This window comes from Novosphingobium flavum, from assembly GCF_014230315.1.
Taxonomy (GTDB): Bacteria; Pseudomonadota; Alphaproteobacteria; order Sphingomonadales; family Sphingomonadaceae; genus Novosphingobium; species Novosphingobium flavum.
Genome location: NZ_JACLAW010000008.1, coordinates 211,838 through 237,851, shown reverse-complemented (window position 1 = coordinate 237,851; position 26,014 = coordinate 211,838). Strand labels below are relative to the sequence as shown.

Sequence of the window (26,014 nt, the reverse complement as noted above, 5' to 3'; positions counted from 1 at the left end):
CAGAGCCGACAAGGCAACGCTTCAAAATTCAAATCAGATTGGAGTAAACCATGACCAACTTTTTTCGCTCATTCCTTCGCGACGAGTCCGGCGCGGCTGCCGCCGAATATGCGCTGATCCTCGCCATCGTCGGCGCCGGTATCGCTGGCGCGGCCTACTACCTCGGCCAGCAGGTCAGCAGCGGCATCCACAAGGCGGGCAGCCTGGTCTGCAGCAGCTCCGGTATGTCCTGCTAAATTTATAAATGGATATGAACCCTCGGGCTTTGCATTACTGCTCAATGTGGTAGTATAAGAGGCTCGGGGGTCATACCCTGACGAAAATGTAATTGTCCGGAACGGGGGCCGTGACATGCCATCCAGAAGCATACTTATCGTAGCGCTCGCCGTTGTACTCGGTCTTGTCGCAGTCTGGCTTGGCAACTCCTATTTCACCGGGGTCCAGCAACGCGAGGTCGAGATCGCCGAGCAGAACAAGCTCGCGCGGATCGTCGTCGCCAGCCAGGATCTCGCCTTCGGCGCTCCGCTCAGTTCCCAGAACGTCCGGCTGATCAACTGGCCCCAGGGCTCCGTGCCCGTCGGGGCCTTCACCACTGTCGAGGAAGCGACCCGCAACCGCGTCGCCCTGCGGCCGATGGTCATCGGCGAACCGGTTCTGGCATCGCGCGTCTCGGGCACCAACGCCCGCGCGTCGATTTCCGCCAACCTTCCGGCCGGCCAGGTCGCTTACACGATCCAGGTCAGCGACGTCTCCGGCGTCGGCGGCTTCGCCCGTCCCGGCGACGTGGTCGACATCCTGTTGACCCGCAACATGCCCGGACAGAACGTCACCGCCGGCGACAAGATGACCGATGTCGTCCTTCATGCCATTCCGCTCCTCGGCATCGATCTGGTCGCCGACGAAAACAAGAGCGGCCCCGTCTATGGCAAGACCGCAACGCTTCAGGTCAGCATCACCGATGCCCAGAAGCTGGCACTCGCCTCGCAGGTCGGCATCCTCAGCCTCGCCCTGCGCAATGTTGCAGACAAGACCCCGCCGGTCCTTGCCACCGTCCTGCCGCGTGATCTTTCCGCGGGCCGGGTGCTCGCCCGCGCTCCCGGCGCACCGATGCTGGCATCCACAGCAGGCACGTCGGCCCCGGCCCGCCCACGCATCGTGCGCCGCGCGGCGCCGGCACCCCGACCCAAGGCTCCGGCCGCTCCGCCAAGTTCGACCATGACCATCATCCGGGGTACGAACCCGACCGACTACGAGGTGCGCCATGGCCGCTGAATTCTCGCTCAAGCTCCGCCGCGCTACACTCGCGGCCATGGCAGCCGGCTCGCTCCTCGCACTCGGCGCCGCCTCGGCCTCGGCCCAGCCCTACGCGGGCGGCCCTGCCCAGCTCGACGCCGGCACCCTCGAAGTTCCGATGCGCAAGAGCAAGGTGGTCAGCGCGGACCGTCCGATCGCCAAGGCCATGGTCGGCAGCGAGGAAATCGCCGACATCCTGCCGCTGACCGACCGCGCGATCTATGTCCTCGGCAAGAAGATGGGCACGACCAGCCTGACGCTCTATGATTCCGCCGGCCGGGTCATGTCGATCATGAACGTGGCTGTGGGGCCGGACACCGAATCGCTTCAGACCCAGTTCCGCGAGCTTATCCCGGACCAGCAGATCCGGGCGGCCGTGTCGAACGACTCGATCGTTCTCACCGGCCTGGTCAGCAATGCCTCGGCCGCCGATCGCGCGGTCCAACTGGCGCGAACTTACGCCGGTGACAAGGTCGTGAACCTGATCGCGATCGGAGCCAGCCAGCAGGTCATGCTCGAAGTGCGTTTCGCTGAAGTGAACCGCACCGCCGGGCGCCAGATCGGCTTCAACGGCTTCGGCACCTCGCGCGGGGGCTCGTTCTCCGCGATCACCGGGCCGGGTTCGGGCTGGCAGGCGGGCTCGCCGGGCACCACCTCCGTCGACGGTAACGGCAATGTCACCGTAAGCGGTGCCACGCCGGACGTGTTGACGACCACCGGCATCACGGGAGCCTTCGGAGTCTTCCGCAACACGTTCAACATCGGCAGCGTCACGCTCGACGCCATGCTGAACGCGCTCGAAACGCGCGGCATGGCCAAGACCCTGGCTCAGCCGACGCTTGTTGCCCTGTCGGGTGAAAGGGCATCGTTTCTCGCTGGCGGCGAATATCCCGTCCCAGTGGCCCAGGCAGGTGGCTCAGGCACGGCCGGCAATGGCACGGCCGCGATTACGGTCCAGTTCAAGCAATTCGGCGTAAGCCTGGGCTTCACACCGACCGTCCTCGGCGACAAGACCATCAACCTGCTGGTCGAACCCGAGGTCAGCGAAATTGACCCGTCTGCGTCACTGACGCTGAACGGGATCACCATCCCCGGCATCCGCACCCGCCGAGCGAGCACGACAGTCGAGCTGCGGGACGGCGAAAGCTTCGCCCTCGCCGGCCTGCTCCAGAACGATTTCAAGACCAACGTCCAGCAACTTCCGCTGCTGGGCTCGATCCCGATCCTTGGCGCCCTGTTCCGCTCGACCCAGTTCCAGAAGGGCGCCACCGAACTGATGATCGTAGTAACGCCGCATCTGGTCGCCCCGATCCGCCCGGGTCAGGTTGTTCTGCCGACGGACCGGGTCAAGGATCCGAACGAGCTCAAGACCTTCCTGCTCGGGCAACCGTTCGAGGCCAATCCCAGTCCGCCGCCGCCCGCTACGCCGCCCTCCGGCGCCGCAAACGCCGCCCCGCCGCCGGCTCCCGGCGCAAAGAAGGACGATGGCTATGCGTTCTGAATTTCGCGCCTTCACAGCAGTTGCCCTGGCGGCTTGTGCCCTCACCGGCTGCGCAACCGGCAGCAATTCTGGCTTGGGCATGGCTTCGGGAGCCGATCCCTCTTGGGGTGAGGCGAACCGCCAGACCATGGCCGCGCAGATCATCGACCCGGCCCCTCATTACGATACCGCCGCACCACAAGGTAGCGGCGTTCAGGGCGTCGCTGCGGTCGAGCGCTATCGGACCGACAAGGTCAAGGTTCCCGAGAAGTCGGGAACCAAGGCAAGCAGCCAATGACTGCCGTCGCGGTACGGAAAGGATAATTCTTCAAACGCCTGAAACACCTGACAGCCAATTCTACAAACTGCAGGCTTCCGCCTCGTCTTTTCCAGTTTTCAGTATCGGGCCTTGCCAAGGCTCTGGAGTAACCATCAAGTGGGATCTGTCGAATATCCTGGCTTTTCCGGAAAGGATCTGGACTTGCGGACGTGCTCCGATGTCGTTGTCGTAGCTTCGGCCAAGCATGCAGCAGAACTTTCGCGGCGCCTGGATAGCAAGACCTTCCCCGGGCTGATCCTGGTCGAGCGCGAGGCCGGCGAGGCGATCGCGGCACACGAACTGCACGGCGCTGCCCTGGTGGTGATCGAAGTTGATCCTGACAGTCCCGCATCGATCGACCGGATCGCCAGGATTCAGGATACGCCGGGCCATGCCCCCGTGATCGCGGCCATCCCCAATGCTTCGGTGGCGCTCGTCCGAACCCTCGTGCGCGGCGGGATCGATGACGTGATCGGCCTGCCCTTTGCTCCCGACGAGCTGCTCGAGGCCGCGCTTGGCGTGCTGACCAGCCGCTCGGTCAAGGCCAGGACCGAGACCCGGCTGGCACCGATGATCGCCGTGGTCCGCTCGATCGGGGGCTGCGGCGCCACCTCGATTGCCACACATCTCGCGCCGGCCCTCGCCGAAGCAAGCGGCAAAAGCGCGGTGGTGGTCGATCTCGACATGCAGTTCGGCACGGTCGCCGACGTGCTGTCCGCTCAGGGCCGCGGCTCGATCACCGACCTGCTCGATGCCGGCCACCGCATCGACGATGAATTGATCCGGTCGGTTACGCGAACCAGCGAGGACGGCGTCAACGTCATCGCCGCGCCGCAGGATATCGTGCCGCTGGAAAGCGTAGACACCGATCAACTTCTGCGCGTTCTCGATCAGCTCCGCCGGACTTACGGCTATGTCGTGCTCGACCTGCCGGCGAACTGGACCAACTGGACTCTTTCCTCCGCCCTCGCCGCCGACGCAGTGCTCCTGGTGGTCGAACTGTCGGTCGCCAGCCTGCGCCAGGCCAAGCGCCGCCTCGATCTGTTCCGGTCCGTGGGCATTTCACGGGATCATGTCGCGGTCGTCGTCAACCGGATCGAGAAGCGGCTGTTCCGCACGATTAACCTCGGCGACGTTGCCGATACCTTGCACCATCCGGCCCTCGCCAGCGTCGCGCTGGACGATCCGGTCGTCGGCTCGGCCCAGGATCAGGGCCGCCTCGTTCGCGCCCTGCACCGGCGCAGTGCCTTCGGCAGCGATCTCGCCAAACTCGCCGAGGCCCTCCTCGACGGTCCTTTGGGAGCGCGCTCATGAGCATCTGGCAGGTCAAGCGCAGCGGCACGACCGATCAGCCGGCTCCGATCGGGCAGGCCCAATCGGCCGGAGTCGATGCGGCGGCTGCTGTCTCGCAGGCGAAGCTGGACAAGCTGCTTGGTCTCAAGATGAACATTCACCAGCAGTTGCTGGAGCGCGTCAATCTCGCCCTCCTCGACAAGCTCTCGCGCGAACAGATCAACTCCGACGTCGCCCAGATCGTAGGCGAGATCCTGGCCGAGGAAGGCGAGGCGCTCAACAAGTCCGAACGCACCGCCCTGTCCAACGACATCGTCGATGAATTGCTCGGCCTCGGCCCGATCGAGCCCCTGCTCAAAGACGAGACGATCAACGACATCCTCGTCAACGGATACAAGACCGTCTTCGTCGAGCGCTTCGGCCAGCTCGAGCGCGTGCCGACCCGCTTTCAGGACGAGCGCCACCTGCTGCGCATCATCCAGCGCATCGTCAGCGCGGTCGGCCGCCGGGTCGATGAATCCTCGCCGTTCGTCGACGCACGCCTTGCCGATGGCTCGCGCGTCAACGCTATCGTCGCTCCCCTGGCGATCGACGGCTCCCTGCTGTCGATCCGCAAGTTTTCCAAGAAGCCGATCAGCATGGAGCGGATGATCGAGCTGGGCTCGGTTCCGCCGGCCGTGGCCGATGTGCTCCGGGCGGTCGTCAAGGCCCGCTTCAACGTCATCATTTCCGGAGGCACCGGCTCGGGCAAGACGACCATGCTCAACGCGTTGTCATCCTATATCGATGAGCGCGAGCGCATCGTCACGATCGAGGACTCGGCCGAACTCCAGCTTCAGCAGGAGCACACCGCCCGCCTCGAAACCCGTCCCCCCAACATCGAAGGCAAGGGCGAGGTCACCCAGCGCGATCTCGTCAAGAACGCCCTGCGCATGCGGCCTGACCGGATCATTCTCGGGGAATGCCGCGCCGGCGAAGCATTCGACATGCTTCAGGCCATGAATACCGGCCACGACGGCTCGATGACCACCATCCACGCCAATTCCCCGCGCGATGCCCTTTCGCGCATCGAACAGATGATCGGCATGAGCGGGATCGACATCTCGCCCCGCTCGGCCCGCGCCCAGATCGCATCGGCGATCCAGATCGTCATGCAGATCGCCCGCCTCAGCGACGGCAAGCGCAAGATGATCAGCCTCTCGGAAATCACCGGCATGGAAGGCGAAACGATCACCATGCAGGAGATCTACCGCTTCAAGATGACCGGGCGTGACGATCACGGCAATGTTCTGGGCCAGTTCGAGGCCACCGGCATTCGGCCCAAATTCGCTTCGCAGTTGCTCGATCACGGCATTCACCTCGATGCCGAACTGTTCCGTCCCCATGTCCGGATCGACGGGCCGTGACCGCCCTGCTGATCCGCCTTGCCGCGCTGATCGCGGTCTTCGCTTCGGTTTTCCTGCTCTCGCAGCTGCTTTTGACCACCTGGTTCAGCCGCCGCTCACAAACCCGGGCGGTCAACAAGCGCCTCAAGCTGCTCCGTTCCGGGCTTGATCGCCAGGACGTCGTCTCGATCCTCAGGCAGAACCAACCGACCCGCCTCAGCCCCGATGCCGGCCAGATCGAACGAGGTTTCTTCCGCTTCCAGCAGTTGATCCAGACCTCCGGCCTTTCGGTGGATACCCGCACAGTGCTGGCGATCATGGTCATCGGCTTTCTTGCCTTGGCCGCAGGCCTGCTTTTTCTGGGCTGGACCGTTCAGGCCAAGATATCGACCGGACTGATCGAACTGGTCCTCGGCATGTCGGTCGCGACCACGATCGGCCTGCCGATCCTCATCCTCAGTCAGTTCGCGCAGCGCCGCCGCAAGCGGATGGAAGAACAATTCCCCCTCGCGCTGGACATTTTTACCCGCGCCCTGCGCGCCGGCCACCCCATCGCCTCTGCGATCGACCTCGTCACGCAGGAGTGCGAGGATCCGCTAGGCAGCGAATTCGGCCTTGTATCGGACGAAGTGGCCTATGGCGCCGAACTGACCGACGCCCTCCTCGGCCTGGCGGACCGCTGGGAACTGGAGGAAATCCGCATGTTCGTCGTCTCGCTCTCCATCCAGAGCGAGACCGGCGGCAATCTCGCCGAGATCCTCGAAAACCTGACTCGCGTAATCCGCGACCGCGCCTCGCTCTACATGAAGGTCCGCGCGCTCAGCTCGGAAGGCCGGATGAGCGGCTGGATGCTTACCGCCTTGCCGATCCTGACCATGGTCAGCGTCTTCATGGTCAGCCCGCAGTTCTATCTCGAAGTTGTCGACGATCCAATCTTCGTGGTGGGCTACGTCTCGCTCATCATGCTCTACGGGATCGGCGTTTATGTCATCCGCCGCATGGTCGATCTGAAGGTGTGACATGGTAGAAGTCATTGCTTCCACTCCGCTCGCCCGCGCATTGATCCTGCTGCTGCTGTTCGCGCTCATCGTCGGTGGCAGCCTGGTGGTCTTCGCCGCTGCCAACCGGCGCTCGCTGGTGCGCGGAGAGCTGAGGTCGATCGGCGCCGCAACCGACCTCGGCTCGGGCGAAAGCCTGCGCGCCCGCCGGATCGATGCCTGGACCCGCGTTGCCAACCAGATCGAGCGGATGGGGCTTAACCTCAAGGACACCAAGAACGATCTGCTGCGCCAGAAGTTGCTCGCGGCGGGATACGATTCCCCGGGCGCCCCCCGGATCTATACCCTGATCCGACTCGTCCTGGTGATCACCCTGCCCTGCCTGTTCGTCTTCCTCTCGATCGGTACGGGCAAGCCGATTTCCTTTATGAAGCTCTATGTCGTAGGCTCGATCCTGGCGCTGCTCGGTCTCTATATCCCGGCGCTGTTCGTTCGCGCCAAGGCGGACCGGCGGCGTGAAGCCCTGGTCAATGGCTTCCCCGATTGCCTCGACCTCATGCTGATCTGCGTGGAATCCGGCCTCGGTCTAGAAGCTGCGCTTGACCGCGTGGGCATGGAAATGGTCCTCGCTCACGCCGAAGTGGCCAAGCTGCTGACCACTGCCACCCTGCGCCTGCGTGCCGGGTCCAGCCGCGAGGATGCCTTGCGCCGGATGGCGGACGACGCCGGGATCGACGAAATCCGCTCGTTCAGTACCCTGTTGATCCAGTCGGACAAGCTGGGCACCAGCATCGGCACCACCCTGCGTATCTATGCCAATGAGATGCGTGAGCGCCGCCGCATGCGGGCCGAGGAAAAGGCGCACCGCCTGCCGGTCCTGATCTCGATCCCGCTAGTCACCTGCATGCTCCCCACGATGATCGGCGTGCTCATGCTGCCCGCTGCCATTCGTGTCGTCCGTCAGCTCGTTCCCGCGCTTTCAGGAGGTTGATATGACCGTTCGCAAAACCGGCTTGCTCGTTCTTGTCACAGCGTCGTTCAGCCTGTCGGGCTGCGCCTCGGTCTTCAACTTCTCTTGGCTGCACAGCAACAAGCCGGCCCAGGCCCGCTCCGAAACGCCGGCGAGCGCCGGTACGCCGATGACCGACGCGGGGCGCAAGTTCCTCGCCTCGGGCGATACCGGCCTTGCGATCGAGGCCTTCCAGCATGCGCTCGGCTCCGGCGAAGCGGCAGCCCCGGCCCTGAACGGCCTCGGCGTCGCCTATGCCCGGCTGGATCGCTTCGAAACGGCGCAAAACCTCTTCGCCCAGGCCATCGCCCTGGCCCCGGAAAACGAGCAATATGCCGCCAACATGGCGCGCCTGCTGCGATCGCCCGCCCTCGCCATGCGCCACGATGCCGACATCGCGGCGCAGGTGGTGGCGGTGGCCGCTCCGGCCCCCGAAACTCCGGCCGTCGCCGTCAAACCGGCCCCCGGCCAATTGGTCCGCGTCTCGGCGAACGAATTCCATATCGTGACCGCGTCGGCGGCACCCGCTCCGCAGATCGGCAAGGCCTCCGTCCGCACCGCACGGGCCAAGCCCGCCGCAACCTCCGCTGCGAAGTCGGCCCCTGCCAAGGTAGCAATGCAATCGGCGCGGACCCGGGCAAAGTCAGCCCTCGCAAGCAAGCCGCAGGCCTTGGTCACGCCCAGGCGCGCCGCGCGGACCACGATCGACAACCCCTTTGTCGCCTCGGCCGCGGCACCGGTGACCACGCTGAAGGTCGAAGTGCGCGAAAGCGCACCTGCGCCCAAGTCCGAAGCTGGCGAGGCTGATTCTTGAATCTTGAACTGATTGCCGGTGCGGGGCTGGCCCTGCTGGTCCTCACCGGAGCCCTGCTCGATCTCACCACCCGGCGCCTGCCCAATTGGCTCTGCCTGCTCACCGCAGCGGCAGGACTTGGCGCAACCTGGCTGATCAGTGGGCCCGCCGCGACAGGCTCGGCCCTCCTTCATGGCCTTATCGCGCTGGTGATCGGCATGGTGCTGTTCCGCCTCGCCGTGGTCGGCGGCGGCGATGCCAAATTCTACACTGGCGCGGCCATGTGGTTCCCCCTGGCGTCGGGCATTCGCCTGCTGCTCAGCGTATCACTGACCGGGCTGGCGCTGTTCATCGCATGGTTCGTCTACCGCCGCCTGTCCGGCCGCAAGATCAGCCGCCGCAGCACCGACGATGCCGACAAGTTCCCCTACGGCATCGCGATCGCGGCGGGCGCCATGCTGTGCTGGTTCGGTTTCTGAGCGGCCGACGTTCGAAATTCATCGAACGCAATCAAACCGGGCCTCTTTTAGACCCTTATCCCTGGATAGCACGCATTGGCGTGTAGGTTGACCGAGAAGAAGCTGAGGCCGGGAAACAGGCTGAAGGTCCCGCTCCCGGAAATCCGGTAGCCGCAGGCAACCTTCGCAGCGGTGAACGTCATGCTCGACAGGCTCGGCCCGCCGTATGCGGCCGTGCCATAGGTTGCAATATTCGCCGCCGTGCAAAGATCCGCCCGGTCCATCGACATGCACCGCGCCGCCACTTCCGTCGCGCGCTGCAGGCTGACGGTGGCATAGGCCAGAACCCCGCCGCCAATTCCGGCAAAGATCATCAGGATGACCACGGGCGCGACGAGGGCAAACTCGACCGCACCGCTGCCACGGCAATCGCGCCAGAACCGGCTCATCATCGCGCGCCCCTTCATGACAGCCTCATCCAGGCAGTCGAGTGGATCACGCCGGCATAGCCCGAAACCACGCTGAGCCCGGGAAATATCGGAGCGAAAGTGTAATTGACGGTTTGCGTAATGAAGTCTGCAGGCGTGTCCGTGCTGTAGGGCGAGCAATTGGCCGGCTTGGTCGCCCCCATCGCTCGCAAGGTATTGCCGTCGCGGCAATAATATTGCTCTGCGGTCGTTCCGAGCGTGATCCCGGTTCCCAACGACACCTGCTGCGCGGCAGTCGTCATGGCAGTGGTCACCCCTGAGCAATTGGTCGTCGCCGGCAACTTGGCCGCCGTGTTGCAGTTGATCGCCGCCTGCGCCACCGCTGCTTGCGCCGCCATGCGCACCTGCAATGCGCAATAGGCATACCAGCCAAAGTCGAGCGCCTGAGCCATCAAGGTCACGAGCAACAACGACACCAAGGCCGTTTCGACCGCAGCCGCCCCCCGGCAGTCGCGCCAGAAAGCCGATAGAAAACGCTTCACTGGATCAGCCACGGCGTACCGCCTCCCGGAAGATTCGTGCTTGGGGGTGTATTGCCAGAACTGCCGCATTGCGATTGCGGGTTGGCGTAGATGTTGCCAGTGCCGTTGATGGTTACGTTATCGACCACGAGCACGAAGCAATTATAGCCGTTGCTCGATTTCCCGATAGCACCGCTGATGGTCAAAGCCGCGTGCGGAAGATAAACCGCCCCGCTGAGCTTCCAGGTCGGTGCGTTGCCGGAATAGGTGAAGCTCACGTTATTGGTCAGAGCGGGATCCTGATAAATCGCCATGCCCGACCAGGTGCCCGAAGTCGGGGCCGCGATATCAAGCGTGGAACCGGGCGACGGCCCGCCGGTCTGCCCGGTCGGAAAGTGCGACGTAGTGGAGGTATTATCTCCGGTGAAAATCAGCGTCGCATGGGCATCGGTCAGTGTCTTGAACTCCTTGCGCTGCGTATCGAACACCCCGTTGTCGACCACGATAACCGGATCCGGCTGACCTGACGGCGGAGCCGTAATCGTCACGTTGCCCGTCAGGGTGACGTTTCCGCAGAACCGGATCGTCCCTGTCCAAACGTAATTGCCCGAAAGATTATTGCTCGGCTGACATGGAGCGCTGCGAAGAGCGGGGATGTTCGATGCCAAGGCGGCATAAGGGTCGGTGACCGGGCTTGCGCCGGTGACCGAAGCGTTCCCGCAGCCGTTGTTGGCGCCAACCGCAATCCCATAGTCCGCGCCAAGGTTATTGCCGTTGCAATTCATGCTGGTGTTCGAAAAAACGCTGCACCCGGCCATGTTGGCAAAGGGCACGCCATTCGCCTGGATCGCTGGCGTCGTGCCGCTTGATGCCAGCGCAGTCAGGCACAGCGATGCCGGCCCTCCCGAGCCGCTCAACCGCGCGATTGCGACCGCGGAAAGCCCCTGCTTTCCGTTGGCATTGCCAACAAACCGAACGACGCTTGAGAAAATCAGGCCGGCCTGATTGCCTATCGTGACCTTGGTGCAAATGCCGGTTACGCCGGTCGGGCACAAGGTATTGCCATTGCGCTCCGGGGTCACCGTCACGTCACCCGCGCCATCGGTGTAGCCAAGCCTCGCCGTGGTGCCCTTGGCAACGCCGGCATAGTTCGTATCGTCGGAAAAGGCCGCCGCCAGCGCCGCGGAGTCCGCCGCGCTCTGCATCGAACGCTGGGTCTTGTACCAATAGCCCACGTCCACGGCGAGGGCCATGGTCCCGAGGATCGGCAGCAGCAAGATCGCCGTCAGCGGCGCAATGGCGCCAGCTTCATTCCTCGCCAGCCGGGCAAAGAACGAAAGTCTGCGAATGAGGCTTGTAAATAGGGCGAACATGTCACGAGTCCCCGCAGGCGGAAATTCACAGTAAATGGCGCGACACGAAGTGCTTTCTATTTACCGCATTTCACCCCACGGGTCGATGGAAAACTGCCCTGCCGTACCTATCCGGGACGGCTCAGAACTGCGCCTCCTCCAGCGCCATCATCGATGCCTTGCCCGCCTTGATCGCCAGGAAGCAGGCGGTCGCCTGCGGCAGGACCCGGTCGAAGAAGAACCGCGCGGTCTTGAGCTTGGCATCGTAGAATGACGCCTCCTCGCTTCCCGCCGCCAGTTGGGCCACGGAAATCCGCGCCGCCTTGGCAAAGCAGTAGCCCATGGCGACCAACCCCATCAGCCGGAGGTAATCGGTCGAGGCGGCGCCCGCCTCCTCCGGGTCCTTCAGCCCGCGCTCGGCCACGGTCGCCGTCGCCAGTTGCAGTGCGCCGAATGCCTTTTCCAGCCCCTGGACCATCGGCTGCAGCGGACCTTCCCCGCCGTTCTCCTCGATGAATGCCGCGACCGGATGAAACAGGCTCCGCAGCGAACGCCCGTTGTGCGCGGGCAACTTGCGCCCGACGAGGTCCAGCGCCTGAACCCCGTTCGTCCCTTCATAGATCATCGCGATCCGGGCATCGCGGGCAAACTGCTCCACCCCGCTCTCGCGGATATAGCCATGCCCGCCATAGACCTGCATCGCCAGTTGCGCAGTCTCGTGGCCAAGGTCGGTGAACAGCGCCTTCACCACCGGCGTCATCAGCGCCACGAAATCGCCCGCCCGCTGCTTCACTTCGGCCTCGGTCGCATGATGCTCGGCATCCAGCGCCCGCGCCACCCAGGCGGCCAACGCCCGGCAGCCTTCGTTATAGGCCCGCATGGTCATGAGCATGCGCCGCACGTCGGGATGAACGATGATCGGGTCCGCCGCCTTCGCCGGCTGCTGGGCTCCCGAGAGCGCCCGGCCCTGGATGCGGTCCTTGGCATACCACACGGCCGACTGGTAAGCCGCCTCGCCCACCCCCAGCCCCTGCATGCCGACCGAGACCCGCTCGGTATTCATCATCGCGAACATGGCCTCGAGCCCCCGGTTCGCCTCCCCGACCAGCCAGCCCACGGATTCGTCGAATTCAAGCTGGCAAGTGGGCGAACCGTGAATGCCCATCTTGTGTTCCAGCGCCCGGCAATGCACCCCGTTCGATGGCCCCGGATTGCCGGCCGCATCGGGCAGCAGCTTGGGCACGAGGAACAGGCTGATCCCCTTCACCCCCTCCGGCGCGTCGGGCAGCCGCGCCAGCACGAGGTGAATGATGTTCGGCGTCATGTCGTGCTCGCCGAACGTAATGAAGATCTTGGAACCCGAAATCTTGAACGAACCGTCGCCCTGCGGCACGGCCTTGCTGCGCAGCATGCCAAGGTCCGTCCCGCAATGGGCCTCGGTCAGGCACATGGTCCCGGCCCATTCACCGCTGATCATCTTGGGCAGATAGGCCTGCTTCAGCTCGTCGGTGGCATAGGTGACCATCGCTTTTGCCCCGCCATGCGTTAGGCCCGGGCAAAGGCTGAAGGCCACGTTGGTCGCACAGATCATTTCCTCGACCAGCTTGGCCACGCTCTCCGGCAGGCCTTGCCCGCCCCACTCCACCGGCTCGGCCAGCGAGGCCCAGCCGCCCTCGGTGAACTGGCGATAGGCCTCGATGAACCCCGGCGGGGTGCGGACCACCCCGTTCTCCAGAACGCAGCCGACCTCGTCCCCGACCCGGTTGAGCGGCAACAGCACGTCGCGGCAAACCTTTGCCGCCTCCTCCAGCACGGCGCTCACCAAGTCGGGCGTGAACTCCTCGAGCGCGGCGATCCCGCCGAACCCATCGTCAGCATGGAGCTCCTCGTGAACGAAGCGCATGTCGCGCAGCGGGGCTTCATACACCTGCATCGTCGGTTCCTCGCCTCAGTTGCGGAGCGGCTTGCCCGTCTCCAGCATATGTTCCACCCGCGCCAGACTGCGCGGATCGCGCACCAGTGCCATGAAGGCCCGGTGCTCCAGCCCCAGCATGTCTTCCTCGCTCACCACGTCGACGGGATCGGCCTCGCCGCCGGTCAACACGTCGGCGAGCCGCGCAGCCACGACCTCGTCATAGGGCGTCGCCAGCCCCCGGGCCCGAAACCCTTCGACCGCCATCATCAGCGCCGCCTTGCCGGATGGGCCCGGCAAACGAAATTGCGGCGGCTCGGGCGGCACGTAACCCTCGGCAAGCTGAAGCGCCCTCGCCTTGGCATCGGCCAGCAGCCGGTCGCGGTTCATCGTCACCCCGTCCGTCGGCCTGAGAAAGCCAAGCTCCTTCGCCTCGGCCGCCGATTTCGCCACTGTCGCGGTCGAGATCGTCTCGAACACCTTGGATACTGCCGGCATCGGCCCCTTGGGCATGGCCGGGTTCTTGCGCCAGCGGTCTATCATCTCGCCGCAGCCGCCCCAGCCGGGCACGAGGCCCACCCCGCATTCGACCAGCCCGATATAGCTTTCCGCATGGGCCTGGATGGCATCGGAATGCAGCAGGATCTCGCACCCCCCGCCCAGCGCCAGGCCGGATGGCGCGCTGACCACCGGAAACGGCGCATATTTCAGCGCCTTGTAGGCCTGCTGACCAGCCACGACCAGCTTCTCGACCTCACCCCAGGCCGCGATGTTGAGCGCGAACAGGGCAAGGCCGAGATTGGCCCCGGCCGAGAAATTGCTGCCCTCGTTATAGACCACCAGCGCCTTGTGCCGCGCCGCCACCAGCGGGATCGCCTTGCCGATCAGCGCCATGACCTCGCCGTCGAGTGCGTTCATCTTGCCGGTGAATTCCAGCACCAGAACCCCGTCGCCGGCGTCCCACAGCACAGCCGAACCGCTCTTCATCACCGGCGCCCCCGCCAGTTTGATATCGTCCAGCAGCAGGACGCCCTCGGGGCGGACCAGATCGTGATAGTCGCCATCAAGGCCAAGGAACTGCCGCTTCCAGCCCTCGACCCGCCAAAAGGTTCGTCCGCCGGCCAGTCGCAGCAGGTCGGGCACCGCCTTGCCCTCACCCTCAAGCCGCGCCGCCAGCCGGTCCGCGCCGATCCGGTCGATCAGCTCGAACGGGCCCCACTTCCAGTTGTAGCCAAGCTTCATCGCCGCATCGACCGCGGCAATATCATCGGCAATCGCGGGAACCAGGCTCGCCGCATAGGCCAGTGTCGGCCCGAGCACGGCCCAGGCATAGGCCCCGGCCTTGCCCGGCAGGGCGAGCAAGGCGGCAAGATCGCCCGATCCTGCCTTGCCCGGCAGCGAGGGCGCCTTGGCCGCCGCGCGATATTCACCGCTGGCAAGGTCGAGCACTTCCTTGCGGCGCTGACCGTCAGCGCTCAGCCGGTAGAACCCGCCCTTGCCCTTCCGCCCGGTGAAGCCATCGGCGATCATCCTGCCGATCAGCCCCTCGTCCCGCGCGATCGCGCGATAGGGATCGTCCTCCGGCAGTGTCGCCAGGAGGCTCGCCTTGAGATGCGGCAGAAGGTCGATGCCGACCAGATCGGCAAGGCCGAACACACCGGTCTTGGGCACGCCCATCGGCCGCCCCGCGATGGCGTCGGCCTCTTCCACGCTCACGCCAAGATCAAAGGCCGCATTCATCGCCGCCTGTATCCAGAAAGTCCCGATGCGGTTGGCGATGAAGCCGGGCGTATCCTTGGCCCGGACCACGCTCTTGCCCAGCGCACGATCGGCAAAGTCCGCGATCCGCGCCACCTGCGCCGGATCGCTGCCTGTCCCGCTAACCAGTTCGATCAGCCGCATGTAGCGCGGCGGATTGAAGAAATGGGTGATCAGGAAATTGCGCCGGAAACCCTCCGAGCGCCCCTCGACCAACCGGTCCAGCGGGATCGACGAGGTATTGGAGCTGACGATCGCGCCCTCATGCCGATGGTCCTCGATCTTCGCGTAAAGCGCCTGCTTGAGATCGAGCCGTTCGACGATCGCCTCGATGATCCAGTCGCAGTCCGCTACCTTGGCGAGATCGTCCTCGATATTACCGGTCTCAACCAGCCGTGCCGCCGCCTTGCTCATGAACGGAGCGGGATCGGTCTTGAGCATCCGCTCCACCGCCCCGCGCGCCACGGCGCTCCGGTCGGCCGGATCGCGCACCACGTCGAGCAGCAGCACCGGCACCCCGGCATTGGCGACCTGGGCGGCAATCCCCGCGCCCATGACGCCCGCGCCGATCACGCAAACACGGGAAATGGTCGCCGCGCCGCTCACCGCACTGCCTCCAGCACCGTGGCAATGCCCTGCCCGCCGCCGATGCACTGGGTGGCCAGCGCATATTTCCCGCCGTCGCGCTGCAGGATCTGCGCCGCCTTGCCCACGATCCGTGCGCCGGTCGCACCCAACGGATGCCCGATCGCGATCGCCCCGCCATCGATATTCACCGTCGCGGGATTGAGCCCGAGCTGTTCGATGCAGGCGATGGCCTGGCTGGCGAAGGCCTCGTTCAGTTCCACAACGTCCAGCTGGTCGGGCTCGATCCCCGCGCGGGCCATGGCTTTGCGGCTGGCCTCGACCGGACCGATCCCCATGATCTCCGGTGCGCAGCCCGAAATCGCCACGCCCACGACCCGCGCCATGATCGGCAGGCCATGCGACCGGGCAAAATCCTCGCTCGTCACCAGCACGCAGGATGCGCCATCCGTCAGCGGCGAAGACGTCCCCGCCGTAACTGAGCCCTCCGCGCTGAACGCGGGCTTGAGCGAGGCCAGCGCCTCGGCCGTCGTGTCGGGCCGCAGCGTCCCGTCTGCCTCGATCAGTCCGCCCTTGGTCGGGATCGGCACGATCTCGTCCTTCAACTTGCCCGCCGCCTGCGCCGCCCCCGCCTTTTGCTGGCTCGCCACGGCAAAGGCCTCCTGCGCCGCCCGGTCGATCCCGAATTTGCCCGCGACGTTCTCCGCCGTGTCCCCCATCGCGATATAGGCCGGGCTCCGCGCAGCGAGCGCGGGATTGGGCATCGGGTTGAAGCCGGTCATCGGCACCCGGCTCATCGATTCCACGCCCGCGCACAGGAATGCCTCGCCCGCCCCCAGCTGGATCTGGCCCGCCGCATAGTGCACCCCGCTCATCGACGAGCCGCAAAACCGGTTCACCGTCATCCCGCCCACCGAAAGCGGCAGCCCGGCAATGAGGCCGATCAGCCGCGCCACGTTGAAGCCCTGCTCGGCTTCGGGAAAGGCGCAGCCCACTATCAGGTCCTCGATCAGGGCCGGTTCAAGCCCGCTGCGCTCAACCAGCGCGCGCACCACTTCCGCGGCAAGATCGTCGGGCCGAACCCGCGCCAGGGCGCCCTTGTGAGCCAGATGAAACGGAGACCGGGCATAGCCGGCGATCACGACGCTCTTCATCAAGGCCTCTCCACCTTCTTTTCGCGCCGGCGGGCAAGGAATCACCTGCCAGCACCACTTTCCCCATAGGTGGTTTGATTTCCCTATACGTCAAGTGAATTTTGCGGCATGACCATGCAGGTTCAACCGGTTCGGACAAGGAACGGGCAATGCAAAACCCCGGGGAAGAATCGACCAGCCTCAAGGGCATCCAGGATGTAGCCGCCGAACTCGGCGTCACGCACCGAACCTTGCGCTTTTACGAGGATCAGGGCCTGATCCAGCCGCGCCGGGTCGGCCAGACCCGGATCTATTCGCGCCGCGAAGTGGGCCGGATGCAACTGATCCTGCGCGGCAAGCGCCTCGGCTTCTCGATCAGAGACATCAGGGAATTCCTAGATCTCTACGATACCGAACCGGGCCATGAAGGGCAGACCGCCCACCTGCTCGCACGGGTCCGTGAACGCCTCGAAGATCTCGCGCAACAACGCCGCGCGCTTGACGAAACCATCGCCGAACTGCGCCAGATCGAACAGGAAGCCGCAACCCACCTCGCACGGGGTTGATCCGCCAAACCGATCGGCACTTCCGGCAATTCGATGGAATGCGGCGCCCACGTCAGGCTAGATCGCGGCAAACATCAGATCTGGGGGACAGGCATGAACCGGCAAGCCATCAGCATTTTCGCATTGGGCGCAATCAGCAGCCTCGCCGCCTCCTGCGCGGTGATCCCTCCGGCATCGCCGCCCGCCCCCGTCCGCTATATCGATGCCCATTCGCACATCCTCGCCCAGATGACCCCGGCCGAGGAAGTGTCCCTGCTGCGCGCCTCGGGCATTTCCGCCGCCGTGATCATGCACCCCGACATCGCTGCGATAGACGCCATGCGCGCGGGCAATGCCGGTTTCATCGTTCCCGCAATCAGTCTCGCCCGCCTGCCGCAAATGCCGGGCCTGCACCTCGGTCCGGATGCCGCGCCCGCGATGGCGCGCCTTGCCGATGCCGGCGAGGCTTGCGGCTTCGGCGAGATCCCCACCCGCATCGTTCCCCGCACCGAGCCGACGGACGACCTCTCGCTTCTTGGCCCTGACCGCGTCGCAATCTACGCCGCAGCCGATGCCCGCGGCCTCGTCGTCTCAATGCATGTCGATATCGCCGACCCCAAGGTCGAAGCCTCGATCGCCCGCATCGCGCGTGACTATCCCCGTGCGAAAGTGGTCCTCGCCCATTCCGGGTGGAGCGCGGCGCCCGAAGTCATCGCCCGGCTGATGGATGCCTACCCCAATGTCCACGGCGACCTCTCGGTCCGGCTCGACCCGGCCGGCGGCCTGCCCATGAGCGTCCAGCCCGCCAACAGCCTGCCGCCCGGCGCCACCAACGTGATCTCGATCCTCCAGCCCGATGGCACGATCCAGCCGGCCTGGCGCGACCTCCTGCTCCGCCATGCCGACCGTTTCCTGTTCGCGATGGACATCACCGACGAGCAGCGCCCGAAATTCGCGCAGCTCCTCGTTGCCACCGCGCGCAAGGCGCTCGGTACGCTTGGCCCGGCAGCCGAAAACGCCATCGCCCACGGCAACGCTGAGCGACTCTACGCAGGTTGCGCGCGCGGGTTCGCCGCGCGCGACTGATCACCCTCAGGGCAGCGTCAAGCGGCTCGCCCGCCGCACCCCGTCCGGGCTCGCCCGGGTCACCCCGGTCACGGCCACGCCCTGTCCTGCCGCACTGCGCGGCAGCAGGTCGGAAATGGTAACCGCCATCCCGTCCGGCACGAGGATCGTCCGCTTGCCGTCAGGATAGGCCACGGTCAGCTCGGTTCCACCGGCCGCCTTGGCGATCCCGAAAACGAACCCGTGCGTCATCGAGGTTTCCGGTTGCCCCATGGCATGGGTGCCATATTCGGGCCGATAGCCGGGTTCCATCACCCGCACCTCGTTAGCCACGCCCCTGCCCGCCCCGGCATCCTTGCTGGCCGAGGCAACGAAATCGCCGATGTGTACATCGCCGATCCCGCCCTTGCGCGGGCGGCTCACCGTCCAGCCCGGGGTCATCGCCACGGTCTGCTCGGTCCCATCCTTCTGCCGCAGCACCACTGCGGCATCACCCGCCGAAACAACCGTCCCGCCAATTCCGCGGGGCGGTTCCTGCGCCACCCGCGCCGGCGCGGCCGGCTGGGCCATCGCGGGCGCGGCGGCGCTCACCAAGAGCGCTGCAATCAGATAACGCATCGAACTCTCCCTCAGAACTTGAGCCGCGCACCGGCCGAGAAATAGCGCCCGACCGGATCATCGCCGATCGGGAACCCGCCGAACAGCCCCGGGCTTCCCTGGGTCCCGCCGAAGTTGGCCCCCGGCGCCAGATTATCGAACAGGTTCTGCACGTTGACGTAGAACTCGAACTCCTTCCCGCCGCTCGGCACCTTCCACGCCACGGTCAGGTTGGTCGTCGCATAGGATGGCACGTTTGGCCCTGCGGCGAACTGCGTCGGATCGGCGGTCAAGCCGAGGCCGCTGCGCCAACGCTCCAGCACGGTCACCGCCAGATGCTCTGTCGGCGCAAAGTTGACGATCCCCGTCACGCGCCACTGCGGGCTCGCCTGAAGCCCGTTCTGGCCATAGGCAACACCGCCCATCTCGAAGGTCGGCAGGCCCGGCTGGACATAACGGATATGCGGCTGCCACGTCACCAACCCGCGCAGCGAGATGGGCATGGCGCCCAGCCTTGCGGCATAGTTGGTTTCGAAATCGAAGCCCCAGGTCTTGATGTCGGCAACATTCACCGTCTGCGTGCGCCACAGCGTCGCCGCATTGGCCGCGGTATTGTTGACATAGCCCAGCGGCCGGTCCTGCAGCGCGCAATAGGGCGAAGCCCCCTGGCTCTGGTAGCAGACCTGCTGGAACGTCTGGTTGGTCCCGTTGATGGTCAGGATCGCGTTCTTCACCCGGATGCCGAAATAGTCGAGCGACATCGACAGGCCGGGCGCGAATACCGGCTTCCACACCATGCCCACGGTCGTCGTCTCGCCCACTTCGGCGGTCAGCGAAGGATTGCCCTGGCTCACGGTCGCCGCGGTCGAGGTGATGTTGGGAACGACCAGCAGGTCGGTCGTCCCACCCGCGGGAGTGGTCACCGCCGGGGCGAACAGGTCTTCCAGCGTGGGCGCGCGAATATCGCGCGACCGGGTGGCGCGGAAGCGCAGGGCATCGGTCAGGTGCCAGTCGAGCCCGAGCTTCCAGGTCCAGTACTTCCCGCTGGTATTGTAATGGGTGTAGCGCGCCGCACCATTGAGGCTGAGCGAGTCCGCGAACGGCGAATCCTTGAGCAGCGGCACTTCCACTTCCACCGCCCCTTCTTCCACCGTCTGCGATACCCGCGAACGGTTGGCGAAGGTCTGGAACCACTGCACCGTGTTGGCATTGCAGTTGAACCTGAGGCCGGTGCAATTGCCGGTATCCGAGGGCAGCGCGTCGCTCACCGCCTTGTAAGCCTGGCGCCGCCATTCGCCCGAAAGCGCGACCTTGACCGGCCCGGCGCCGGTCTCGAACAGATTGCCAGAAACACTTCCGGAAACGTCGGTCTGGTCGGTCCAGGCGGTGAAATGGGTATCGCCCAGGATATAGGCGATCGCCGCCGCGCTTTCCGAGCCCTGCCCGAACGGATTGAGCGCCACGCACCCCGGATAGAGGCCGGGATTGGTCAGCGTCACGTTGCAAACGGTGTTGCCGCTGCCGTCCTTGACCGCGTCGAGCGCGGCCAGCAGCCGCCGGGTGTTGAGATTGGCCCCCTCGGTATTGGACAGCTTGGCATTGCTGTAAACGAAGCCCAGCCCCCAGTTCCAGTTCTGCCCCAGCTTGCCGTCCAGCCCGGCGTTGACGAAGATCTGCCGCTCGTCGATCGCCGAGGTCAGGCGCGGCGCCTGGCCGATGAATTTGCTCATGCTGAACTGGGTGTCCGCGCCCATCGCGGTTTTCACCGCATCGGAAAGGAACGCATTCCCCTTGCTGATGGTCAGGTTGGTGATCTGCTGCCACGACGAATAATAGACGTTGCGCTTGAAGTTCGCCGCGCCCTCCACGTAGAAATGGACCGCATCGCTCACCTCGTAGTCGAGGCGCGCGAAGATCTGGTGCGAGCGCAGCGGGGCTTTCAGCGAACCGTCATAGGCCGCCCCGTCACCACCCAGCTGCAGCGCGGGCGCGCTGGTCGTCGTCCCCGGCACGAAGGGTATCAGCACGCCGCCGGCGGTGAACTGCTTTCCAACCAGCGAATTGTTGGCCGTGCCGGTGAACGGCCTGATCACGCCGCCAAAGGTGTAATCGGCCCGCACCCCGTTCGATGCCACGAAGAACGGCGCCCCCGCGCTGCCATTGCCGGCCAGCACGGTCTGCCAGGTCTTCGGCCGCGACGAACGGTAGAGAATCCCCTCGTCGTCGCGATATTCGTAGCTCGCGATCAAATGTGCCCGGTCGCCCAGATCCCCGCCCCAGGCCAGGCCCGCCTCGACCTGCCGCCCGTCGCCCCGGCTGGAAATCCCAGCCTGGACATTGGCCCGAACACCCGAAAAATCCTTGTCGGTGACGAAGTTGACGACACCCGAAACCGCGTCGGAGCCATAGACCGCCGAGACACCGCCGGTCACCACGTCAACCCGCTTCAGGATGAACTGCGGCACGGTATCGACATCGACGATCCCGTTCGAGGTGGTCGGCGCCACCCGCTTGCCGTCAAGCAGGATCAAGGTGCGCTGGGCGCCAAGGTTGCGCAGGTTCAGCTGGTTGGCCACGGCATTGCCGCCGCCGCCCGCACCAATCCCGGCATTCGGATTGGAAACCTGCGTGCGCGGGCCGGAAAAGACCGGCAAGGTATTGAGCGCATCGGAGATGGTAGTCGGCTGGGTCGCCAGAACGTCCTGCGCGCTCACCACGGTCAGGGGCGTCGGGCTGTTGTTGCCGTTGCTGATCACGCGTGAGCCGGTCACGACGATGTCCTCGCCACCGTTGCCGCCCGTCGGTGCCGATGTCTGCGCCAGTGCCGGCACTGCCATTACCAGCGCCGATGCGCCGACGAGCCAGGCCGCGGCCCGCGATTGCCCCCTGTTCATCCCCATACCCCCCATTTGCGTGACGGACTTTTTGTCCTGCGCAGCCGAAAGGTTCTTCCAATTCGGTTCCAGTGCAGCAATAAATTTGCAACACTGCCCCATTCAATTGATTAATTGTTCCGCAAATCATCTATTTACCGGCTCATCGCCCAACCGAGCATAGGTATGCGCTGAAAGCGCCGAGCAACACGCTCCAGCCTGGCGCCCGCGCGGCACGCCAAAGACGCCGGGATTTGACGCCGGGCCAGCCGCCTGCGATCACCGCGACCATGACCGAACAGCGCATCGAATTCTCCGCCACCGGCTGCCCCGAAGTCCTCCGCCTGGTCCCGATCGACCTGCCGCCGCCCGCCGCGGGCGAGGTCCGCCTGCGCATCCGCGCGATCGGGGTCAACTATATCGACACCTATCACCGCGGCGGGCTCTATCCCCTGCCCCTGCCAAGCGGGCTCGGGGTCGAGGCTGCCGGAGTGGTCGAAGCCGTTGGGGCGGGCGTCACCGCGCTCGTCCCCGGCCAGCGCGTCGGCCTCTCCGGCGGCGGCCCCGGCTCCTATGCCACGGCCCGCAACGTCCCGGCCGACCTGCTCGTCCCCCTGCCGGACGATATCGCCGACGAGACCGCCGCCGCCCTGATGCTCAAGGGCAGCACGGTCGAGGCGCTCGTCGAACGCTGCGCGAAAGTTCAGCCCGGCTCGACAGTGCTGGTCCATGCCGCCGCAGGCGGGGTCGGCCTGCTCATGGTCCAGTGGCTGAAGGCGCTGGGCTGCACCGTGATCGGCACTGCTGGCGGCGAGGCCAAGCTGGCGCTCGCCCGCCAGGCCGGGGCAGACCACCTGATCGACTACAACCATGAGGACATCGCCGCCCGCGTGCGCGAGATCACCGGCGGTGAAGGCGTCCCGGTCGTGTTCGACGGCGTCGGCAAGGACACGTGGGAAGCCTCGCTGGCCGCCACGGCCGTGCGCGGCTTGATCGTCAGCTTCGGCAATGCCAGCGGCCCGGTCACCGGCGTCGGCCTCGGCGCCCTCGCCGCCGCCGGGTCGCTGTTTGTCACCCGGCCGACCGTGTTCCATTACCAGCGCGACGCCGCCGAACGGGCCGCCGCTTTCGCCCGCGTCTTTGCCATGGTCCAGTCCGGCGCGCTCGACGTGCGCATCGGCCAGCGCTTCGCCCTCGCCGATGCGGCCGAGGCACACCGGGCGCTGGAAAGCCGCGCCACCACCGGCTCGACGATCCTCATGCCCTGAACGTGGAAGGGGCCCGCCTTGCAGCGAGCCCCTTCTCCTCCCCCTGTTATTCCTTGAGCTGCGATTCAGCGCAGCGAAACAACATTATCCGAACTGCGCGGATCGCGCCGGTCGCCGCGATACTGCGTCGCCATCGGCTCGTCGGTCACCTCGACCACCGCGCCCGTGCCAAACCCGTTGAACCGGGTCCGCATCGCCGCGCCATAGGCCCCGAGCATACCGATCTCGATATAGTCGCCGGCCTTGATGTCGGCGGGCAGCATGAAGGGCCCCTTCATGAAGTCCGCGTCATCGCAGGTTGGGCCGTAAAACGCGAATTCTTCGCTGGGGCCCTCGCGATCGGCCGAAACGCACCGCACCGGGAAACGCCAGTCGATATGCGCCGCGTCGAACAGAGCGCCATAGGCGCCGTCGTTGATGAACAGCTCGTCGCCCCGGCGCTTTTCGACCTTGACGATCATCGAGTTGTACTCGGCCGACAGGGCCCGGCCAGGCTCGCACCACAGCTCCGACGAATAGGATACGGGCAGCGATTCTGCGGCGCGGTGGATCGAGGCGAAATAGTCCTCCAGCGGCGGCGGCTCCATGCCCGGGTAGATCGACGGAAACCCGCCGCCCACGTCGACGATGTCCACCGTTACCGAGGCATCGACGATGGCCACGCGCACGCGCTCAAGCGCCTGGACATAGGCGAACGGGCTCATCGCCTGGCTGCCCACGTGGAAACAGATGCCAAGGCTGTCCGCCACTTGGCGGGTCGCCTGCAGCAGCGGCGCCGCATCGGCAAGATCGATGCCAAACTTGGAAGCCAGGCTCAGCTCGGAATATTCCGAAGACACGCGCAGGCGCACGCAGAGCGAGAGGTCCTCGGCCTCATCCGTCGCCGCAACGATCTTTTCCAGCTCGTCCTGGGTGTCGAGGCTGAAGGTGCGCACGCCGTGAGCCTTGTAGGCCTCGGCGATCGCGCTGGCGGTCTTGACCGGGTGCATGAAGCACAGGACCGCTTCGGGCAGCAGCGAACGCACCAGACGAACCTCGGCGATCGAGGCGACGTCGAAGTGAGTCACGCCCGCTTCCCACAGCGCCACGATCAGATCGGGCGAAGGATTGGCCTTGACCGCATAGAGCGACTTGCCCGGAAACTTCTCGACGAAGAAACGAGCAGCGCGCGCAGCGGCAGCCTTGCGGTTCAGAATAACGGGTTCGTCGGGCGAAAGGTCGCGGACTACAGCCGATGCGTCGGGATAGCTGTGCAACTCAAGGGACCCCCAATAGGCCTTGCGGCCAGATTACAACACAAAGCTGCCTTGCGGTTTGGAAGTCCCCATGGGGCAGCGAGAGGGGGCGATATACGGCCTGTCGCCTTAATCGCAAATGAAAAATGCCCCCCTGCGCCCTACCCGCGAAACACCCCCGGATTTTGCATCATAACATGCTGTTTTCAGAGCGAAATTTGAGAGAAGTTCGAGGGCGGGAATTTGGCGCATTGCAGCGCGGCCATCGCTCGCCGCGCATCGACTCGATTGCCCGGGGGATTCGGCCGAAATCAGCTCAGCCGGTCGCGGAAATCTTCCCAGCCAAACCGCTTCACGCATTCAAGCGCATCGGTTTCGCTATCCCACAACCAGATCGAAGGCAGCGGCACGCCGTTGAACGTCGTGGTCTTGACCATCGAATAGTGCGCCTGATCAAGGAAAGCGAACCGCGTGCCCGGCTCCGGCAAGACCGGCAGGACATAGTCCCCGATCACGTCCCCCGCGAGGCACGAAGGCCCGCCCAGCCGCACCGCCTCATCACCGTCCGGCTCTGCCTCGCGCTCGCCCAGCATGGCCGGGCGATAGGGCGCCTCGATCACGTCGGGCATATGGCAGGTCGCCGAAATGTCGGTGATCGCGATCGGCATCCCGTTCCACTGCGTATCGAGCACCGTGCCCACAAGAATGCCGGCATCCAGCGCCACGGCCTCGCCCGGCTCGAGGTACAGTTCGCAGCCCGTCTCTGCCTTCACTTCGCGCAGGAACTCCACCAGTTCGTCGCGCTGGTAATCGGCCCGCGTAACATGATGCCCTCCGCCAAAATTCAGCCACTTGAGCTGGCCGAAATAAGGCGCGATCCGGGGCTTCAAGGCCTCCCAGGTCCGCTTGAGCGGCTCGAAGTCCTGCTCGCACAGGGTATGGAAATGCAGCCCCGAAACACCGTCCAGATGCTCCGCCCGCAACTGGTCGACCGGGAACCCAAGCCGCGAATGCGGCGCGCAAGGATCATAGCGCGGCACCTCGCCCTCGGCATGGAGCGGATTGATCCGCAGGCCCACATCAAAGTCCCGCTCGAGCTTCGCCAAAACCGGCGTGAACCGCGCGATCTGGCCCGGCGAATTGAAGATCACATGGTCGGAAATCCGGCAGATCTCCGGCAGGTCCTCGGCCTTGTAGGCGGCGCAATAGGTCGCGATCTCGCCGCGATAGTTTTCCGCCGCCAGCAGCGCTTCCCACAGCCCCGAAGTGCAGACCCCGTCGAGGTACTCCGAGACGACCGGCGCCACCTTCCACATCGAAAAGGCCTTGAGCGCGGCCAGCACCTTCACCCCGGCGCGGTCGCGGATATCCGCCAGCACGGCAAGGTTCGCCCGCAGCTTCGCCGCATCGACGACAAACGCCGGGCTATCCACCCGCGACAGGTCGAAATGGGCAAAGGCGCCCGGATCACCGGCTCTGGTTTCCATTTTACTTGCGCCCTCTGGCTACCGGGCACCGCGGCAACCCGCGGCTTGTGGGGGAAGGATCCGTGAAAATCATTTGCCCGTCGCGGGACAGGCGCAAGTATGTGACGGGCGCAATGTCTGCGTCGGCTATACTCCTTACCTTCAGGCGCAACACGTTGCTGCGCTCCCGCGCTTCAACGACATCATAGTGATTGTCGTAGTAGCCTAAAGCGTGAGCGCCCACCCAA

The 26,014-nt window shown here is 65.3% G+C and carries 23 protein-coding genes; 13 read left to right on the top strand and 10 right to left on the bottom strand.

Annotated elements, in window-relative coordinates:
- Window positions 1-50: 50 nt before the first annotated feature.
- From H7F51_RS12275 to H7F51_RS12230, 10 genes are all read left to right on the top strand, one after another.
- Window positions 51-236: a Flp family type IVb pilin gene (locus tag H7F51_RS12275; protein ID WP_185664585.1), complete on the top strand. Its 186-nt coding sequence runs from the start codon at window positions 51-53 to the stop codon at window positions 234-236.
- A 115-nt stretch (window positions 237-351) separates the two neighbouring features.
- Window positions 352-1,272 (top strand): Flp pilus assembly protein CpaB, encoded by a 921-nt coding sequence (gene cpaB / locus H7F51_RS12270; RefSeq protein ID WP_185664584.1) that lies wholly within the window; start codon window positions 352-354, stop codon window positions 1,270-1,272.
- The gene (locus H7F51_RS12265) at window positions 1,262-2,794 is read left to right on the top strand and encodes a type II and III secretion system protein family protein (RefSeq protein ID WP_246448276.1); all 1,533 of its coding nucleotides are present in this window, start codon (window positions 1,262-1,264) and stop codon (window positions 2,792-2,794) included. The genes cpaB and H7F51_RS12265 overlap by 11 nt, the downstream gene beginning before the upstream one ends.
- 79 nt (window positions 2,795-2,873) lie before the next feature.
- Window positions 2,874-3,071, top strand: a complete 198-nt coding sequence (locus H7F51_RS12260; RefSeq protein WP_221774115.1) for a hypothetical protein — start codon at window positions 2,874-2,876, stop codon at window positions 3,069-3,071.
- A 183-nt stretch (window positions 3,072-3,254) separates the two neighbouring features.
- Window positions 3,255-4,406 (top strand): CpaE/TadZ family protein, encoded by a 1,152-nt coding sequence (locus H7F51_RS12255; RefSeq protein ID WP_185664582.1) that lies wholly within the window; start codon window positions 3,255-3,257, stop codon window positions 4,404-4,406.
- Window positions 4,403-5,791 carry a TadA family conjugal transfer-associated ATPase gene (locus tag H7F51_RS12250; protein WP_246448273.1) on the top strand — a complete coding sequence of 463 codons (1,389 nt, stop codon included), beginning with the start codon at window positions 4,403-4,405 and terminating at the stop codon, window positions 5,789-5,791. Before H7F51_RS12255 ends, H7F51_RS12250 begins: the two co-directional genes overlap by 4 nt.
- Window positions 5,788-6,789 carry a type II secretion system F family protein gene (locus H7F51_RS12245; protein WP_185664581.1) on the top strand — a complete coding sequence of 334 codons (1,002 nt, stop codon included), beginning with the start codon at window positions 5,788-5,790 and terminating at the stop codon, window positions 6,787-6,789. The genes H7F51_RS12250 and H7F51_RS12245 overlap by 4 nt, the downstream gene beginning before the upstream one ends.
- Window position 6,790: 1 nt before the next feature.
- Window positions 6,791-7,759 carry a type II secretion system F family protein gene (locus H7F51_RS12240; RefSeq protein WP_185664580.1) on the top strand — a complete coding sequence of 323 codons (969 nt, stop codon included), beginning with the start codon at window positions 6,791-6,793 and terminating at the stop codon, window positions 7,757-7,759.
- 1 nt (window position 7,760) lies between these two features.
- The gene (locus tag H7F51_RS12235; RefSeq protein WP_185664579.1) at window positions 7,761-8,591 is read left to right on the top strand and encodes a tetratricopeptide repeat protein; all 831 of its coding nucleotides are present in this window, start codon (window positions 7,761-7,763) and stop codon (window positions 8,589-8,591) included.
- The gene (locus H7F51_RS12230; RefSeq protein WP_185664578.1) at window positions 8,588-9,049 is read left to right on the top strand and encodes an A24 family peptidase; all 462 of its coding nucleotides are present in this window, start codon (window positions 8,588-8,590) and stop codon (window positions 9,047-9,049) included. The genes H7F51_RS12235 and H7F51_RS12230 overlap by 4 nt, the downstream gene beginning before the upstream one ends.
- Before the next feature lie 47 nt (window positions 9,050-9,096).
- Here H7F51_RS12230 and H7F51_RS12225 read toward each other — a convergent pair whose 3' ends face one another.
- The 6 genes from H7F51_RS12225 to H7F51_RS12200 all read right to left on the bottom strand — a co-directional run bounded on the left by H7F51_RS12225 (window position 9,097) and on the right by H7F51_RS12200 (window position 16,738).
- On the bottom strand, window positions 9,097-9,495 hold the full coding sequence (locus H7F51_RS12225; RefSeq protein WP_185664577.1) for a TadE/TadG family type IV pilus assembly protein: 399 nt from the start codon (window positions 9,493-9,495) through the stop codon (window positions 9,097-9,099).
- The gene (locus H7F51_RS12220; RefSeq protein ID WP_185664576.1) at window positions 9,492-10,010 is read right to left on the bottom strand and encodes a TadE/TadG family type IV pilus assembly protein; all 519 of its coding nucleotides are present in this window, start codon (window positions 10,008-10,010) and stop codon (window positions 9,492-9,494) included. The genes H7F51_RS12225 and H7F51_RS12220 overlap by 4 nt, the downstream gene beginning before the upstream one ends.
- The gene (locus H7F51_RS12215; RefSeq protein ID WP_185664575.1) at window positions 9,995-11,350 is read right to left on the bottom strand and encodes a pilus assembly protein TadG-related protein; all 1,356 of its coding nucleotides are present in this window, start codon (window positions 11,348-11,350) and stop codon (window positions 9,995-9,997) included. The genes H7F51_RS12220 and H7F51_RS12215 overlap by 16 nt, the downstream gene beginning before the upstream one ends.
- A 121-nt stretch (window positions 11,351-11,471) precedes the next feature.
- The gene (locus H7F51_RS12210; protein WP_185664574.1) at window positions 11,472-13,262 is read right to left on the bottom strand and encodes an acyl-CoA dehydrogenase C-terminal domain-containing protein; all 1,791 of its coding nucleotides are present in this window, start codon (window positions 13,260-13,262) and stop codon (window positions 11,472-11,474) included.
- Between the two features lie 15 nt (window positions 13,263-13,277).
- On the bottom strand, window positions 13,278-15,605 hold the full coding sequence (locus H7F51_RS12205; protein ID WP_185664573.1) for a 3-hydroxyacyl-CoA dehydrogenase NAD-binding domain-containing protein: 2,328 nt from the start codon (window positions 15,603-15,605) through the stop codon (window positions 13,278-13,280).
- Window positions 15,602-16,738, bottom strand: a complete 1,137-nt coding sequence (locus H7F51_RS12200; RefSeq protein WP_185664572.1) for a thiolase family protein — start codon at window positions 16,736-16,738, stop codon at window positions 15,602-15,604. Before H7F51_RS12200 ends, H7F51_RS12205 begins: the two co-directional genes overlap by 4 nt.
- Before the next feature lie 149 nt (window positions 16,739-16,887).
- Here H7F51_RS12200 and H7F51_RS12195 point away from each other — a divergent pair, with 149 nt between their 5' ends.
- Together H7F51_RS12195 and H7F51_RS12190 are read left to right on the top strand one after the other, a co-directional pair.
- On the top strand, window positions 16,888-17,283 hold the full coding sequence (locus tag H7F51_RS12195; RefSeq protein WP_185664571.1) for a MerR family transcriptional regulator: 396 nt from the start codon (window positions 16,888-16,890) through the stop codon (window positions 17,281-17,283).
- A gap of 93 nt (window positions 17,284-17,376) precedes the next feature.
- Entirely contained in the window at window positions 17,377-18,348 is a 972-nt protein-coding gene (locus tag H7F51_RS12190; protein ID WP_185664570.1) for an amidohydrolase family protein, read from the top strand.
- A 6-nt stretch (window positions 18,349-18,354) separates the two neighbouring features.
- Here H7F51_RS12190 and H7F51_RS12185 read toward each other — a convergent pair whose 3' ends face one another.
- Together H7F51_RS12185 and H7F51_RS12180 are read right to left on the bottom strand one after the other, a co-directional pair.
- Window positions 18,355-18,945: a hypothetical protein gene (locus H7F51_RS12185; RefSeq protein ID WP_185664569.1), complete on the bottom strand. Its 591-nt coding sequence runs from the start codon at window positions 18,943-18,945 to the stop codon at window positions 18,355-18,357.
- Between the two features lie 11 nt (window positions 18,946-18,956).
- Window positions 18,957-21,818, bottom strand: a complete 2,862-nt coding sequence (locus H7F51_RS12180; RefSeq protein WP_185664568.1) for a TonB-dependent receptor plug domain-containing protein — start codon at window positions 21,816-21,818, stop codon at window positions 18,957-18,959.
- Window positions 21,819-22,087: 269 nt separating this feature from the next.
- Between H7F51_RS12180 and H7F51_RS12175 the strand changes: the two genes are divergently transcribed.
- Window positions 22,088-23,065 carry a quinone oxidoreductase family protein gene (locus H7F51_RS12175; RefSeq protein ID WP_185664567.1) on the top strand — a complete coding sequence of 326 codons (978 nt, stop codon included), beginning with the start codon at window positions 22,088-22,090 and terminating at the stop codon, window positions 23,063-23,065.
- Window positions 23,066-23,130: 65 nt separating this feature from the next.
- Here the strand turns inward: H7F51_RS12175 and H7F51_RS12170 are convergent, their stop codons facing one another.
- Both H7F51_RS12170 and H7F51_RS12165 read right to left on the bottom strand, forming a co-directional pair.
- A complete protein-coding gene (locus H7F51_RS12170) occupies window positions 23,131-24,321 on the bottom strand; it encodes a type III PLP-dependent enzyme (RefSeq protein WP_185664566.1) in 1,191 nt (396 codons plus the stop codon).
- A gap of 290 nt (window positions 24,322-24,611) precedes the next feature.
- Window positions 24,612-25,787: a carboxynorspermidine decarboxylase gene (locus H7F51_RS12165; RefSeq protein WP_185664565.1), complete on the bottom strand. Its 1,176-nt coding sequence runs from the start codon at window positions 25,785-25,787 to the stop codon at window positions 24,612-24,614.
- Window positions 25,788-26,014 lie beyond the last annotated feature (227 nt).

Excerpts from the sequence above, each read along its gene's own strand:
- H7F51_RS12275 (WP_185664585.1), top strand. The coding sequence starts at position 51 with ATGACCAACTTTTTTCGCTCATTCCTTCGCGACGAGTCCGGCGCGGCT.
- cpaB (WP_185664584.1), top strand. The coding sequence starts at position 352 with ATGCCATCCAGAAGCATACTTATCGTAGCGCTCGCCGTTGTACTCGGT.
- H7F51_RS12265 (WP_246448276.1), top strand. The coding sequence starts at position 1,262 with ATGGCCGCTGAATTCTCGCTCAAGCTCCGCCGCGCTACACTCGCGGCC.
- H7F51_RS12260 (WP_221774115.1), top strand. The coding sequence starts at position 2,874 with ATGGCTTCGGGAGCCGATCCCTCTTGGGGTGAGGCGAACCGCCAGACC.
- H7F51_RS12250 (WP_246448273.1), top strand. The coding sequence starts at position 4,403 with ATGAGCATCTGGCAGGTCAAGCGCAGCGGCACGACCGATCAGCCGGCT.
- H7F51_RS12240 (WP_185664580.1), top strand. The coding sequence starts at position 6,791 with ATGGTAGAAGTCATTGCTTCCACTCCGCTCGCCCGCGCATTGATCCTG.
- H7F51_RS12235 (WP_185664579.1), top strand. The coding sequence starts at position 7,761 with ATGACCGTTCGCAAAACCGGCTTGCTCGTTCTTGTCACAGCGTCGTTC.
- H7F51_RS12225 (WP_185664577.1), bottom strand. The coding sequence starts at position 9,495 with ATGAAGGGGCGCGCGATGATGAGCCGGTTCTGGCGCGATTGCCGTGGC.
- H7F51_RS12215 (WP_185664575.1), bottom strand. The coding sequence starts at position 11,350 with ATGTTCGCCCTATTTACAAGCCTCATTCGCAGACTTTCGTTCTTTGCC.
- H7F51_RS12210 (WP_185664574.1), bottom strand. The coding sequence starts at position 13,262 with ATGCAGGTGTATGAAGCCCCGCTGCGCGACATGCGCTTCGTTCACGAG.
- H7F51_RS12200 (WP_185664572.1), bottom strand. The coding sequence starts at position 16,738 with ATGAAGAGCGTCGTGATCGCCGGCTATGCCCGGTCTCCGTTTCATCTG.
- H7F51_RS12195 (WP_185664571.1), top strand. The coding sequence starts at position 16,888 with ATGCAAAACCCCGGGGAAGAATCGACCAGCCTCAAGGGCATCCAGGAT.
- H7F51_RS12190 (WP_185664570.1), top strand. The coding sequence starts at position 17,377 with ATGAACCGGCAAGCCATCAGCATTTTCGCATTGGGCGCAATCAGCAGC.
- H7F51_RS12185 (WP_185664569.1), bottom strand. The coding sequence starts at position 18,945 with ATGCGTTATCTGATTGCAGCGCTCTTGGTGAGCGCCGCCGCGCCCGCG.
- H7F51_RS12180 (WP_185664568.1), bottom strand. The coding sequence starts at position 21,818 with ATGAACAGGGGGCAATCGCGGGCCGCGGCCTGGCTCGTCGGCGCATCG.
- H7F51_RS12175 (WP_185664567.1), top strand. The coding sequence starts at position 22,088 with ATGACCGAACAGCGCATCGAATTCTCCGCCACCGGCTGCCCCGAAGTC.
- H7F51_RS12165 (WP_185664565.1), bottom strand. The coding sequence starts at position 25,787 with ATGGAAACCAGAGCCGGTGATCCGGGCGCCTTTGCCCATTTCGACCTG.